A 12,560-nucleotide genomic window follows, 5' to 3' on the forward strand; every position below is an offset into this window, starting at 1 on the left:
TAGCTCAGTTCCTTTTTCTTATCTATTCTGATTTTTTGGCTGCTTTTTTAGTAGCTTTTTTTGGTCTTTCTTTTTTCTGAGGTTTATTGTTTTCTGGATACATTACTTTGTCTACTAGTCCATACTCACATGCCTCTTCTGCTGTTAGATAATTATCACGTTCTGTATCACGTTCAATAGTCTTAATAGTTTGACCTGTTCTATCTGCTAAGATTTTGTTTAATTTTTCTCTCGTTCTTAGAATGTGTCTAGCTGCAATTTCTATTTCTGTTGCTTGACCTTGTGCACCACCTAATGGTTGGTGAATCATTACTTCTGCATTTGGAAGAGCATATCGTTTACCAATAGTCCCAGCTGCAAGTAAAAATGCACCCATACTAGCTGCCATCCCCATACAAATAGTAACAACATCACATTTAATATGTTGCATTGTATCATAAATTGCAAAACCAGCTGTCACACTACCACCTGGTGAATTAATATAGAAATAAATATCTTTTTCACTATCTTGTGCTTCTAAAAATAAAAGCTGACTTGTTATTGAGTTTGCTACTTGATCATTTACATCAGAACCTAGAATGATAATTCTATCTTTTAATAATCTTGAATAAATATCGTATGCTCTTTCCCCTTGAGAAGTTTGCTCTATTACTGTAGGAATTAAATTCATTTTCTTACCTCCTAATTTTCGTTTTCACTAGATATTATATATCAAAAATGGTCAATTAGCAACTTTTTTCCCTTTCTAACCTTTCTTCATTTTCTCCAAAAACATTGTACTTTCTATAAATAAATACGACTCAAAAAACTATGTTTTTAAGTCGTACTATCCACGTTACTATAATCTATACGAATGTTCTTTAAAGTTACCTACTATTGTATTTACAGCACTTACAGTAATAAATGCTTCTGGACAATTTTTGGCTACCAATTTACGCAGTAGATGCATTTCATTTTGTTGAATGACTAAAATTATCATTCGTTTTTTCTCGTGTGAATAACCACCCTCTACATCCATTATTGTAGATCCTCTATGTAGAGTATTATTTATTACCTCAACCATTTTTTCTGGATTACTACATATAATTGTACATTGAATATAAGCAGAGAAAAGTTTCTGAACACCTTTCATCGTTTGGTTACGTACAAAACTCATAACAAGTGCATACATCACATATTTTATATCAAAAAAGATCCATACAATCGTATAAATATTAATGTCTTGAATTAGAAATACAGTCGGTAAACTATAGTTAAACTGTGATGAGATGAATTTCCCTGTAATATCTGTTCCACCAGTTGAAGCTCCTGCTACTAAAAGACAACACATTGCTAGTCCGGAAATGATTCCACAGAAAATTGCGGCAACGAGAGAATCTCCTAAATTTACTGGTGGTATAATTTTTGGTAAATTATTTATTAGAAACGATGATACACTTATCACAATTCCTGTAAGAATTACGAACTTACGGCCAATATATCTAAATCCTAAATAAAATAACGGTACATTTAGAACAAACTGTGCAGTACCGATTTTAATTCCTGTTAGTTTATTTATTACTAGGCTTAACCCTAAGGCTCCACCTGCTCCAATATTATTTACCGGTATTAATAAACCAGCATATATTGAAAATAAAATTGTTCCAAGTACTATTAAAAAAACATTTTTCGACTGTTTATGTTGATCAGTCGTATAAATCGTATCTGATAATTTCATGATATCCTTATCCTTTATTTTTATCCTGTATATATTTTAATACAAATCAATATTTAAAACAATTAAAAATTGATTATCTTTTATAAAACATTAAGAAATAATTCATTTTATAGGCATTTTGTGTTAAAATTTAAGTAATAGACTTTTTTAGTTATTATGATATTGAAGAATTTTGGGAGCTGTTTTTTAGATAATTTTTTTAGAAATAATTTTCTATTTGCAATTCTCCCTTTTAAAAGGAGCTATATATGATTAAACTCTATAATACATTGACAAAACAAAAAGAAATTTTAAAAACAATTGAAGAAAATAAAGTAAGAATGTATGTTTGTGGACCTACTGTTTACAATTATATTCACATTGGTAATGCACGTCCTATCATCGTTTTTGACGTTGTTCGTAAATATTTAGAACACAGTGGCTACGAAGTAGATTTTATCTCTAACTTTACAGACGTTGATGATAAAATTATTAAGGCTAGTAATGAAGAAGGCATTTCTACAAGTGAATTAACTGACAAGTACATTAATGCCTTCTTTAAAGATTATGATGCACTTGGATGTAAGAGAGCAACGAAAAACCCTCGTGTTACTGAATACATGCAAGAAATAATTAACTTCATCGCAAAACTTGTTGAGGAAGGTTATGCATATGAAGCAAACGGTGATGTTTATTTTAGAACACGTAAAAAAGAAGATTACGGAAAATTAAGTAAACAATCTATCGATGACCTAATTAGCGGTGCTCGTATTGAAGTTGGGGAACATAAAGAAGATCCTCTAGATTTCGCATTGTGGAAAAAAGCTAAACCAGGTGAAGTAAAATGGGATAGCCCATTCGGTGAAGGACGTCCAGGTTGGCATATTGAATGTTCAGTAATGGCAAAAGAAACTCTAGGTGATACAATCGACATTCACGCTGGTGGACAAGACTTAACATTCCCTCACCACGAGAATGAAATTGCACAGTCTGAATGTCATAACCATGCACCATTCAGCAACTATTGGATGCATAATGCATTTATTAATATAGATAATGTCAAAATGAGTAAAAGTTTAGGGAATTTCCGCTTAGTAAAAGATATTATTGCTGAAATCGATCCTATGGTACTTCGCTTATTCATGTTAACAGTTCACTACAGAACTCCAATTAATTACACATTAGAAAATATTGAACTTGCGAAAACAAACTATGAAAAAATTAAAACTTCTTATCAAAACCTACAATTCAGATTAAATAATGATATGACTGAAGAAAAACTTGATACAGAAGTTGTAGCAGCAGTTACAGAAGAATTAAACAAATTTGAAGAGTATATGCAAGATGATTTCAATACAGCAAACGCACTTTCTTCTTGGTATGAAATCGTGAGAATTTCTAATTCATATACGGCAAAAGAAGCTGTCAACAAAGAAACTCTAGAGCTAATCAACGCTGCATTTGAAACTTATAGCTCGATTCTTGGAATAAACGTAAAAGAAGATAATACACTTGATAGTGAACACATCGAAAGTTTAATAGCTGAACGTGAAGAAGCTCGTAAAAACCGTGACTTTGCGTTAGCTGATAAGATCAGAGATGATTTAAAAGAACAAGGAATTATCTTAGAAGATACTAAACAAGGTGTACGATGGAAAAAAATATAACTTTTAAATTTACTGAAAAAAACTTCGCTAATCCTAATCAAATGCAAGCTTTAACCCTTGCCTACATTGGAGACAGCATCTATGATATTATGAGTAGAGAATACGTTATGAAAAATCACTTAGGAAAAATAAATGATCTTCACAAAACAGTATCTACAATCGTATCAGCGAGAGCTCAAGCAAGTTTTATGGAAAACATATTAAATAATAGTATATTAACAGAACAAGAAGAAAAAATTTATAACCGTGCTAAAAATCAAAAAAACAACTCTAAAGCAAAGAATGCAAGTATTATGGAGTATAAACTTGCTACAGGTTTAGAGGCTGTATTCGGTTATTTATATTTAGAAAAAAACTTTGAAAGATTGGAGGAAATGTTTAACTACATAATCAGACTATATGAAGAAAAACAATAAACACTATAAAGAACTAAGACTAAAAAACAAAGAACAAAAATCTCAAGTCCAAACGCCTGAGGTTGATTTAGATAAAGAAGTAATTGCTGGCCGTAACGCTATACTAGAAGCAATTAAATCAGGACGCGAAATTAATAAAATTTTATTCCAAGAAGGTATTGAAAAAGGAAGATTAAAATCTATTTTTGCCATCGCAAATGAGAAAAAAATTATTTGCCAAGAAGTACCAAAGCGTAAATTAGATAACTCAACTACTGAACGTCACCAAGGAGTTATCGCCTATGTAGCACCATATTCTTACTATGAACTTGACGAAGTAGTAAATAATCTAGAGATTAATAAGGATACTACTCTACTAATTTTAGATCATATTGAAGATCCACATAACCTTGGAGCGATTATTAGAACTGCTGAAGCAAGTGGTGTTAAAGCTATAATAATTCCTAAACGTCGTGCCGCTGTAGTTAGTCAAACTGCGGTTAAAGCATCTGCTGGGGCAATTGAACATATGCCTGTTATTCGTGTTTCAAATTTAACTGATGCTATTAAAAAGCTAAAAGAAAAAGGATTCTGGATTGCTGGAACAACATTAGCAGAACGTTCTGAAGATTACACAAAAATTGCAAAAGATGTACCTTTAGCTATTGTAATTGGGAACGAAGGTGAAGGTATGAGTAAAGTTGTTACTAACGAATGTGACTTCTTATATCACCTACCTATGCTAGGAAAAATCCAAAGCTTAAATGCTTCTGTGGCAGCTGGAATCATTATGTATGAAAGAATAAAATCTAATGATTAAAATATTAGAATCTAAAGAAGAGCTTAACCTTGGTTTTGCTCTTCGTATTGAAGTATTCGTTAGAGAACAAAATGTTCCACTGGAACTAGAATTAGATGAAAAAGATCATAACGAAAATACTGTTCATATTGGATATTTTAGTGATGATAAACTTATTGGAGTCGCACGTCTTATCGATCTTGATAAAGACATTATTCACATAGGACGTGTTGCTATAGATGAAAATTATCGTGGTAAAGGTATCGGTCGTGATCTTATTATCGGCTGTGAAACTACTACCAAAGAAATTTTAAAAAGAGAAGTAACTATAGAATTAAGTGCTCAAATTCAAGCTGAAAAATTCTATGAATCATTAGGTTATAACCGAGTTAATGATACAATATATTTAGACGCTGGAATTGAGCATGTTGATATGAGGAAAGTAATTAATTAGATTTACAAAGGAGGCTTTTTTATGAAAAAACAATATTTATTTATTGATGGTTATAATCTACTTTTTCGTATGAAGGAATATAACTTAATAAAAAGCTCTACCTTCCCTACTGAACGTGATATTCTAATTGATATGTTACGTGAATATGCAGGAGGAAATAATTACATCGTCTACTGTGTATTTGATGCCTATCTAACTCGTGCAAAAGAATATATAAAAGAAGAACCACCTATCAGTATTGTTTATACAAAAACTGGCGAACGTGCTGATCAATGGATAGAAAGAAAAACTCGTGAACTAAGAATCGATCACTTCATAGATATTATTGTTGTAAGTGATGATAACGATGAGCGTGATACTACTCTTGGGTACGGAGCTATTCTAAGAGACTGTCATATGTTTATCAAAGAGTTAAAAGATAGGAAACAAAGCGTTTCTAAAATGACTAGAAAACATAATTCTCGAGAATTAAAAAATAGACATATTCGAATGAGCGATAAAGATAGAAGAAAACTAGAAAATTTCATAAAAAATGGGAAATTTTAAAATAAGAGATGGACATTTTGGAAATCCATCTCTTATTTTTTATTATCTTGTTAAGGCTACATAAAGCTAATTTCAACTTTTCCTTTATTTGAAATTGCTGTTATTTGTTTTTCCTTAGCAGCTGCTATATTCTTGCTGTAATTAATCTGATAATCTTCTTTATTCCCTATTATCTTAGCAAATATATCACCAGAATCTGTTGCCATATTCACAGAATCAACTTTTGTTTGATCTACAATAATTTTCGCATTATTTTTAGTTTCAATTACTGCATTTTTAATAGTATCCTTAATAATCTGTACCTTTTTATTATCAGTAGACAATTTAAGATTTTCCACTTCTACGCCATCAACAACTATCTCATAATTACTTTTAATAGCTAAGTTTTCAACATTCACATCAAATATTTTTGAAGTAGCGTCTTTGTTTTCTATAGTAATGCTTTTATATACTTTTTTAGGAAGATAGATTGTTAGACTATTATCTCCCACCTCCTCTGCAGATGAATTAATATCTAGCAGATTGTTATTAGTACTATACTTATATTTCCCCTTAAAATTCCCTTTTACTAGAATTGTTTCGTTATTGTGATAATAGATTTTAACATTATTTTTCACCGTATTAATTTTAATACTATCTATCCCTTTTTCTCCAATCCATTCTTTAAATACTTTATTTGAAGAATCTTTTGTAACTTTTGTTTCTGTATCCTCTTTACTATATCTTACACAACCTGTAGCTATTGATACTGTGAATATTCCAATAATTACTGTTTTTAATAATTTTTTCATAGTAATCCCCTCCTACGTTCAGCATACTCCTATTAAATATTAATGTCAAACAAAATAAGCAGGCAATCCCAAAAGATCGATTTCCAAGAAATCAAACCCTTTAAAATTCTCCTGCTTTTTATTTTTATATAATTATCTCATTGTAACGAATTCTTCAGAACCTGTTGGGTGAATTGCTACTGTGTTATCAAAATCACGTTTTGTTGCGCCCATTTTAATAGCGACAGCAAAACCTTGAATCATTTCATCAACACCATATCCAATTCCGTGTAATCCAATAACTTTCTCATCTTCCCCAAGAGTTACTAGTTTCATAAAGCATGGTTGTCTGTGACTAGTTATTGCAGAATACATTGGAGTGAATGAAGATTTATATACTTTGATATTTTCTTCACCGAACTCTTTAATAGCCTGTTCTTCTGTGTATCCAATAGAACCTATCGCTGGGTGTGAGAATACTACTGTAGCAACATTAGTGTAATCTAAGTGCTCTTCAGGTTTATTATTAAATAATCTTTCTGATAATCTACGCCCTGCCGCAACAGCAACCGGAGTTAAAGCAAGACGACCTGTTACATCACCTACTGCATAAATTCCTTCTACATTAGTGTTTTGGTATTTATCTGTTGGAATAAATCCACGCTCATCCACTTCTACACCTGCCGCTTCTAAGTTAAGATTTCCAGATAATGGTTTTCTACCAATTGCCCAGATTAATAAGTCAACTGTAGTTTCACGTCCATCTTCAAGTACTAAAGTAACACTATCATCAGCATTTTTTACAACTTTTTTAGGAATAGCATTTGTATGAAGAGTTGGACCTTCTTCATTAATTACTTTCACTAAAGTGTCTACTATATCTTTGTCAAAAGTTCTTAGCGGACGATCACGACGTACAAATAAATGAGTATCAACACCTAATCCGTTGAATACCCCAGCAAGTTCTACTGCGATATATCCTGCACCAACTACAGCGATACGTTTTGGTAATTGTTTAAGTGCAAATACTTCATTAGAAGTAACACCAAACTCAGCTCCTTCAACATTAGGAATAGTTGGTTGTCCACCAGTCGCTATTAAAATGTGATCAGCTGTATATTGTTCACCATTAACTTCAACTGTGTTTTTATTTACAAATTTAGCATATCCTCTTACTAGATCTACTTTATTATTGTTTAATCCACGTTCATAAGAACCATGAATTCTATCAATATATGCAGAACGATTACCTACTAATTTAGAGAAGTCAAATTCTACATCTCCAAAACTAAATCCATAATCATTTGCGTATAGTTTTAAACTTTCAGAAATTTGTGACGCATGCCACATAACTTTTTTAGGAACACATCCAACGTTTACACATGTTCCTCCTAATTCATTACCTTCGATTAACAATCCTTTTACACCATACATTGCAGCTCGGTTAATTGAAGCTATTCCTCCGCTTCCTCCACCAATTGCAATATAATCATAATGTTTTACCATGTTTTCACCTCTATAATATAGTATAGCTTTTATCAACTAAAGATTAGTGTTTCCTTAACTTTTCTTAAGTTAAACTTAATCTCTATATTTCATATTATGCAACATTTAACAATTTAATTCAATAGATATGCTTACATTTGTAATCAAAAATTGAAAATTACATAGTTATCAATGATTTTCAATAGTTTCCATTCTTATTTAAACCACACAAGCATTGTTAATGATAATTACTTCTTTTTATGATATAATTTTCCCATAAATGAGGTGATTATATGTTTAACTATATAGAAAAATTAGAATCTATAGAACAATTTAAAACTTTGAAAGAAGAAAATGAAAAAATTGTTTTTGTATTTTCTGCAACATGGTGCCCTGACTGCATCATGTTAGACCGTTATCTAGAAGAAACGATGAACAAATTTCCAGAGATAAAATTTGTCTACGTTAATCGTGATGATTTTCCAGAAATAGCACAAGCTCTTGATATTTTTGGTATTCCATCTTTTGTAGGTTACAAAAATAATGTTGAAGCTAGTCGTTTCGTATCAAGACTTGCTAAAACACAAAAAGAAGTAGAACAATTTTTAGAGAAAATATAACAAAACTATAAAAAGGCTCAGCATTTTGCTAAGCCTTTTTTAGTTCTACCTTAAATAATAAAGTGGTCCCAATATTTTTTTAATATTTTCAGTTGATTCAAATTTTAGATCTAATGCATCATCAACAGTTTTTATCTTATTATTTTCTAACATTTCTTCAAGTGTTGATGGAATTACACTTAATTTAAACACTGGAGTGATTTTTAAATCTGATGTAGGAACAATGTTATAAAGATCGTTTTCCGCTATTTTTTGACCTGCAAAAATCTCTTTTGTTCCTTTATCCATATTTACTTTTACTGTTTTATTTGCAATAAAATGAGATAATGTATAACCTGATTTTGGTGCTACTATTATTTTATTATTTTTTGTAGCATCACCTATACTATTAAATTCATCAACTCTTAAAACATTAGAAGTTCCTTTAGAAAGATTAATGTTCCCTTCAAAAGTTTTTTCAAACTCTACATTGAATAACTTTCTATATACTGCGGTAAATTCAATGTCTTTTCCTTTTTCTGTAACAACAGCGCCTAATTCATTCGTTTGCAATATTTTATTTTTAGAAACTCTGATATTTTCTGAATTTTCACCAGCTACTAAATAATCGCTATTTGCCTGCCAACCTAAGAACTCCTGCTCTGTAACTCCAGTTGCCGTTGGTAAGTTTATCATACTATCTATTCTAGAGCCTACTAGTACATCTTGACCATCAGACAAGAATTTATCAATACCTCGTCCTACAAACTTAACAGTCACCCATTCACTATCGACTTTTTTAAAGTATATCTCTAACACTGTTTCAGCTGTGATGTAATCATCATCACTAATCACTTTCTTATTAGATCTGAATAGAACCTCATATCCTGAACTAGGTTTAATTTTCTTACGAAGTTCTGCTAGTAACTCCCCTATTTTTTTAGTTTCAGGCCACTCTATGTCCTTATCTTTTATACTATCATCAACTTTACCGAATCTTTTATTATAATCATCCTGACGAATTTTAATAGTATTAGTATTTTCTTTATAATTTGCTTTTACTATAATACTATTATCGATACTAACTTCAGATAAGTCCTTAACTTCATTAATTTTTGAATTATCCTTTGCATCTATAATAGTATAACTGTCAACATGATATTTTTCTTTTTCAAAGAATTTTGTGTCTAATTCACTCAGTTTCTGACCAGTTAACAACGTCACTTCTTTCTTAGTAATACCGTTATCCAATAATATTTTCGTATTATATTTTGCTTCAATTTTTATATTATTTCCTAATACTTGAGAATTTGAAACTTCCTTGCCATCTAGATAATAACCAGAAAATTGATAACTCGAATCATTACCAGAAATTTCCTTAATTTCATTTTCTTTGATGAAGTTAGCAAACGATACTCCCTGTTTAATTAAAAACTCTTTATTATTTTTCTTAAATTCCGATGGATATTCAAGCTTTACATTATTCCAGTAATCTTTATCCTGAGCTAATTCCACTTCTATTTTTTTCGATAAATATGGAACTTCTATATTCTCTGAACTGATTTCCTTACCGTCTACCAATATTTTAGCTTTTGTATAACTATAATATTTATCAGGTCGATAATACTGTTCCACTTCATATGGTAAAACTGAGACCTTATCATCCTTAGGGGCATTTCTTAATTCAACCGTTCTATTTACTACCTCTTTTTTACCTTCTTTTACTACTAGATTAATATTTTTTTTAGTAAAATATACCTGACTTGATTTAGAATATTCAAGATTCTCTATATTTCCTTTACTATCCATGTCATAACTCATGACATTCATTATTATTCTACTATTCGGAACAAAAAGTTTTAATAAACTTTTGTCAACTATTTTTCCAGCTCCACTTTTCTTTAACTGTACTCTGAACAATTCATTTGGAATGTTATTACTATCAAGAGAGTAGAAAACTAGATAATTATAAGCATTCTTTTTATAACTTAATAATTCTGCACTATATTCCAATTCTTCCATATTACTCTGAATTAGATTATTTTTTATAACAGGAAGAGAGTAACTTCTACTTCTAGAGAATAAGTCAAAATTAAATATATTATCCCTTAGTACTGTATCCATTACAGTTGTATTGTAATCTGTAAAATAATCTGCTTTCGTCTCTGAACTTGTGACTGTAATTAAACTAAAACATAGTAGCCCAGAACTTATAAATTTACAATATTTCAACATTTCTCCTCCTTTCTTATTAATTTCTATTATACCATATTCTATAATCACAATTATATAAAATATCGTTAAAATAAAACTAAATATTACCATATAACTTTAAAATACTTTTCATTGCTATATAGGTTTAAATATCATAAAATTGACCTATAAGTGTATCACTTATAGGTCTGTGTTTTATTAATGTTATTTTAAGCTTCACTTATATTTTCTAACATTATTTGATCATTAGATATACTAACTTCATCATATTCGTAATCATCCGCAAAATCGTACGAATACTCCTTGTATAGGAACATTTCATTAGAGTAATCTAGAAACTCCTCATCTGGAGTAGAGAACTCTACTTCATTATAACTTTCATCAGCGTAATCTGATAAAATTTCATCTTCATAGTCTATTTCAGTATTGAAGTCCTGGGAATATTCATCATCTTGCCCGTACCTGGGATCCGGTGACTCCAAACTAGATAAGTTCATTGTATACATAAAAATCTCCTTAAATATCTTTTTTTATTATCATAATTATACATAATAGTTTAACTTTTTTCAAGCAAAAACTATAGTTTTTTCAAAATATTTTTTCTTACCTCATCAAGTGCTTCTACGCTTGCTCTAAAGCGAATTAACTCCCTATCTCCTGCGAATAAACACTCTGTAACAGAAACATCTCCTTGAGCATATACAGCTATGTAAACTAATCCAACAGGCTTTCCACTTTCATCACTATTTGGTCCAGCTATACCAGTTGTAGCAATAGCAAAATCACTATTTAATCTCTTCGCTACTCCTAAGACCATCTCTCGAGCAACTTCTTCACTAACCGGACCAAATTTTTCTAAAGTTTGTTCTTTTACTCCCAAAGTCGTAATCTTAGAATTATTTGAATAACATACCACCCCTTCTAGTAATGATTTTGAAATTCCACTTTTTTCAACTAGCATTTCTGCTATTTTTCCACCAGTAAGAGATTCTGCTATGGAAATTGTGTAATTATTTTCAATAAGAAGATTAGCTACTACACTATTCAATTCAGTTTGTGAACTAGAGACATCTTCATCTCCAACTAAATAAATATATTCACCTACACCTTCTCTACTCTCTATTTCTTCCAATTGACAATTTATCATGTTCTCACATTCATTTTTATCTTCAGCACTCGCAGTAATTCTTAATAGTACCTCACCCGTTTTCGCATATAATGCTAGAGTAGGATTTGTCTGTCTATCCATTATATCTTTGATTTTTGTTTCTAAAAGTGATTCACCAATACCATAAAATCTTACGTATTTTGAAATAAATTGTTTCTTACTATATTTTTCTAAATATGGTTTGACACTTTTCTCAAACATATCTCTCATTTCTCTTGGAGGGCCAGGCATTAAAATAATACGTTTATTATTTTCTTCAATTATTATTCCTGGAGCTGTACCACAGAAGTTCTCTAATACTATAGCTCCTTCGGGAATCATAGCTTGTTTCTTATTATTTTCTGTAATTACATTTCTACCTGATCTTGTCAATCTCTCAAGAATTTTCACCCATGAATATTCATGAAAATAAAAATCCCTTCCAAAATATTCTGCTGCACATTCTTTAGTTATATCATCATCAGTAGGTCCCAATCCACCAGTAATTATAACCGTATCATTTTCTGAAAATGCAATATCTAATGTTTTAAGTAATCTTTCTCGATTATCCCCAACTGTAGTTTGTCTAAACACTGCTAATCCAAGTGCGGCTAGTTCTTTTGATAGATATGCTGTATTAGTATTTACTATATCACCTAATAATAATTCTGTTCCGACAGAAACTATTTCAACTCTCATAAATAAACCTCGCAAAATATACTAATTTTCTTTTCTTAATTCTATTCTACATCATAATAACAGAAAAATAAATAATCTAGTCCTAAAGT

General features: G+C 30.5%; 13 protein-coding genes. 6 read left to right on the plus strand and 7 right to left on the minus strand.

Annotated elements, in window-relative coordinates:
- Positions 1-22 precede the first annotated feature (22 nt).
- Together clpP and O3884_RS02045 are read right to left on the minus strand one after the other, a co-directional pair.
- Positions 23-670 carry an ATP-dependent Clp endopeptidase proteolytic subunit ClpP gene (gene clpP, locus O3884_RS02040; RefSeq protein ID WP_314092081.1) on the minus strand — a complete coding sequence of 216 codons (648 nt, stop codon included), beginning with the start codon at positions 668-670 and terminating at the stop codon, positions 23-25.
- Between the two features lie 168 nt (positions 671-838).
- Positions 839-1,717, minus strand: coding sequence for a YitT family protein (locus O3884_RS02045; protein ID WP_371451312.1), 879 nt, complete (start codon positions 1,715-1,717; stop codon positions 839-841).
- Positions 1,718-1,965: 248 nt separating this feature from the next.
- Between O3884_RS02045 and cysS the strand changes: the two genes are divergently transcribed.
- Genes cysS through O3884_RS02070 form a run of 5 tightly spaced genes read left to right on the plus strand, consistent with a single transcriptional unit; the run spans position 1,966 to position 5,557 of the window.
- Entirely contained in the window at positions 1,966-3,363 is a 1,398-nt protein-coding gene (gene cysS / locus O3884_RS02050) for a cysteine--tRNA ligase (RefSeq protein WP_371451313.1), read from the plus strand.
- Positions 3,348-3,779, plus strand: coding sequence for a Mini-ribonuclease 3 (locus O3884_RS02055; protein WP_294682834.1), 432 nt, complete (start codon positions 3,348-3,350; stop codon positions 3,777-3,779). Before cysS ends, O3884_RS02055 begins: the two co-directional genes overlap by 16 nt.
- Positions 3,763-4,578 (plus strand): 23S rRNA (guanosine(2251)-2'-O)-methyltransferase RlmB, encoded by an 816-nt coding sequence (rlmB, locus tag O3884_RS02060; RefSeq protein WP_294682832.1) that lies wholly within the window; start codon positions 3,763-3,765, stop codon positions 4,576-4,578. The genes O3884_RS02055 and rlmB overlap by 17 nt, the downstream gene beginning before the upstream one ends.
- Positions 4,571-5,011, plus strand: coding sequence for a GNAT family N-acetyltransferase (locus O3884_RS02065; protein WP_371451314.1), 441 nt, complete (start codon positions 4,571-4,573; stop codon positions 5,009-5,011). The genes rlmB and O3884_RS02065 overlap by 8 nt, the downstream gene beginning before the upstream one ends.
- Before the next feature lie 21 nt (positions 5,012-5,032).
- Positions 5,033-5,557 carry an NYN domain-containing protein gene (locus O3884_RS02070; protein ID WP_371451315.1) on the plus strand — a complete coding sequence of 175 codons (525 nt, stop codon included), beginning with the start codon at positions 5,033-5,035 and terminating at the stop codon, positions 5,555-5,557.
- Between the two features lie 56 nt (positions 5,558-5,613).
- Here O3884_RS02070 and O3884_RS02075 read toward each other — a convergent pair whose 3' ends face one another.
- Together O3884_RS02075 and gorA are read right to left on the minus strand one after the other, a co-directional pair.
- Entirely contained in the window at positions 5,614-6,348 is a 735-nt protein-coding gene (locus O3884_RS02075; protein ID WP_371451316.1) for a DUF4097 family beta strand repeat-containing protein, read from the minus strand.
- Positions 6,349-6,480: 132 nt separating this feature from the next.
- A complete protein-coding gene (gene gorA, locus O3884_RS02080) occupies positions 6,481-7,833 on the minus strand; it encodes a glutathione-disulfide reductase (protein WP_371451317.1) in 1,353 nt (450 codons plus the stop codon).
- A 272-nt stretch (positions 7,834-8,105) separates the two neighbouring features.
- Here gorA and O3884_RS02085 point away from each other — a divergent pair, with 272 nt between their 5' ends.
- On the plus strand, positions 8,106-8,432 hold the full coding sequence (locus O3884_RS02085; protein WP_371451318.1) for a thioredoxin family protein: 327 nt from the start codon (positions 8,106-8,108) through the stop codon (positions 8,430-8,432).
- 45 nt (positions 8,433-8,477) lie between these two features.
- Here the strand turns inward: O3884_RS02085 and O3884_RS02090 are convergent, their stop codons facing one another.
- From O3884_RS02090 to O3884_RS02100, 3 genes are all read right to left on the minus strand, one after another.
- A complete protein-coding gene (locus tag O3884_RS02090) occupies positions 8,478-10,646 on the minus strand; it encodes a hypothetical protein (RefSeq protein ID WP_371451319.1) in 2,169 nt (722 codons plus the stop codon).
- A gap of 188 nt (positions 10,647-10,834) precedes the next feature.
- Entirely contained in the window at positions 10,835-11,131 is a 297-nt protein-coding gene (locus O3884_RS02095; protein WP_371451320.1) for a DNA topoisomerase IV, read from the minus strand.
- Positions 11,132-11,202: 71 nt separating this feature from the next.
- Positions 11,203-12,471, minus strand: coding sequence for a competence/damage-inducible protein A (locus tag O3884_RS02100; protein ID WP_371451321.1), 1,269 nt, complete (start codon positions 12,469-12,471; stop codon positions 11,203-11,205).
- Between the last annotated feature and the right edge of the window lie 89 nt (positions 12,472-12,560).

The organism is Gemella sp. 20925_1_85 (assembly GCF_041433735.1).
GTDB lineage: Bacteria > Bacillota > Bacilli > Staphylococcales > Gemellaceae > Gemella.

What these genes read in the sequence shown, in the direction of transcription:
- O3884_RS02090 (WP_371451319.1), bottom strand. Translation starts at nt 10,646, where the DNA reads ATGTTGAAATATTGTAAATTTATAAGTTCTGGGCTACTATGTTTTAGT.
- cysS (WP_371451313.1), top strand. Translation starts at nt 1,966, where the DNA reads ATGATTAAACTCTATAATACATTGACAAAACAAAAAGAAATTTTAAAA.
- O3884_RS02065 (WP_371451314.1), top strand. Translation starts at nt 4,571, where the DNA reads ATGATTAAAATATTAGAATCTAAAGAAGAGCTTAACCTTGGTTTTGCT.
- gorA (WP_371451317.1), bottom strand. Translation starts at nt 7,833, where the DNA reads ATGGTAAAACATTATGATTATATTGCAATTGGTGGAGGAAGCGGAGGA.
- O3884_RS02085 (WP_371451318.1), top strand. Translation starts at nt 8,106, where the DNA reads ATGTTTAACTATATAGAAAAATTAGAATCTATAGAACAATTTAAAACT.
- rlmB (WP_294682832.1), top strand. Translation starts at nt 3,763, where the DNA reads ATGAAGAAAAACAATAAACACTATAAAGAACTAAGACTAAAAAACAAA.
- O3884_RS02095 (WP_371451320.1), bottom strand. Translation starts at nt 11,131, where the DNA reads ATGTATACAATGAACTTATCTAGTTTGGAGTCACCGGATCCCAGGTAC.
- O3884_RS02070 (WP_371451315.1), top strand. Translation starts at nt 5,033, where the DNA reads ATGAAAAAACAATATTTATTTATTGATGGTTATAATCTACTTTTTCGT.
- clpP (WP_314092081.1), bottom strand. Translation starts at nt 670, where the DNA reads ATGAATTTAATTCCTACAGTAATAGAGCAAACTTCTCAAGGGGAAAGA.
- O3884_RS02055 (WP_294682834.1), top strand. Translation starts at nt 3,348, where the DNA reads ATGGAAAAAAATATAACTTTTAAATTTACTGAAAAAAACTTCGCTAAT.
- O3884_RS02075 (WP_371451316.1), bottom strand. Translation starts at nt 6,348, where the DNA reads ATGAAAAAATTATTAAAAACAGTAATTATTGGAATATTCACAGTATCA.
- O3884_RS02045 (WP_371451312.1), bottom strand. Translation starts at nt 1,717, where the DNA reads ATGAAATTATCAGATACGATTTATACGACTGATCAACATAAACAGTCG.
- O3884_RS02100 (WP_371451321.1), bottom strand. Translation starts at nt 12,471, where the DNA reads ATGAGAGTTGAAATAGTTTCTGTCGGAACAGAATTATTATTAGGTGAT.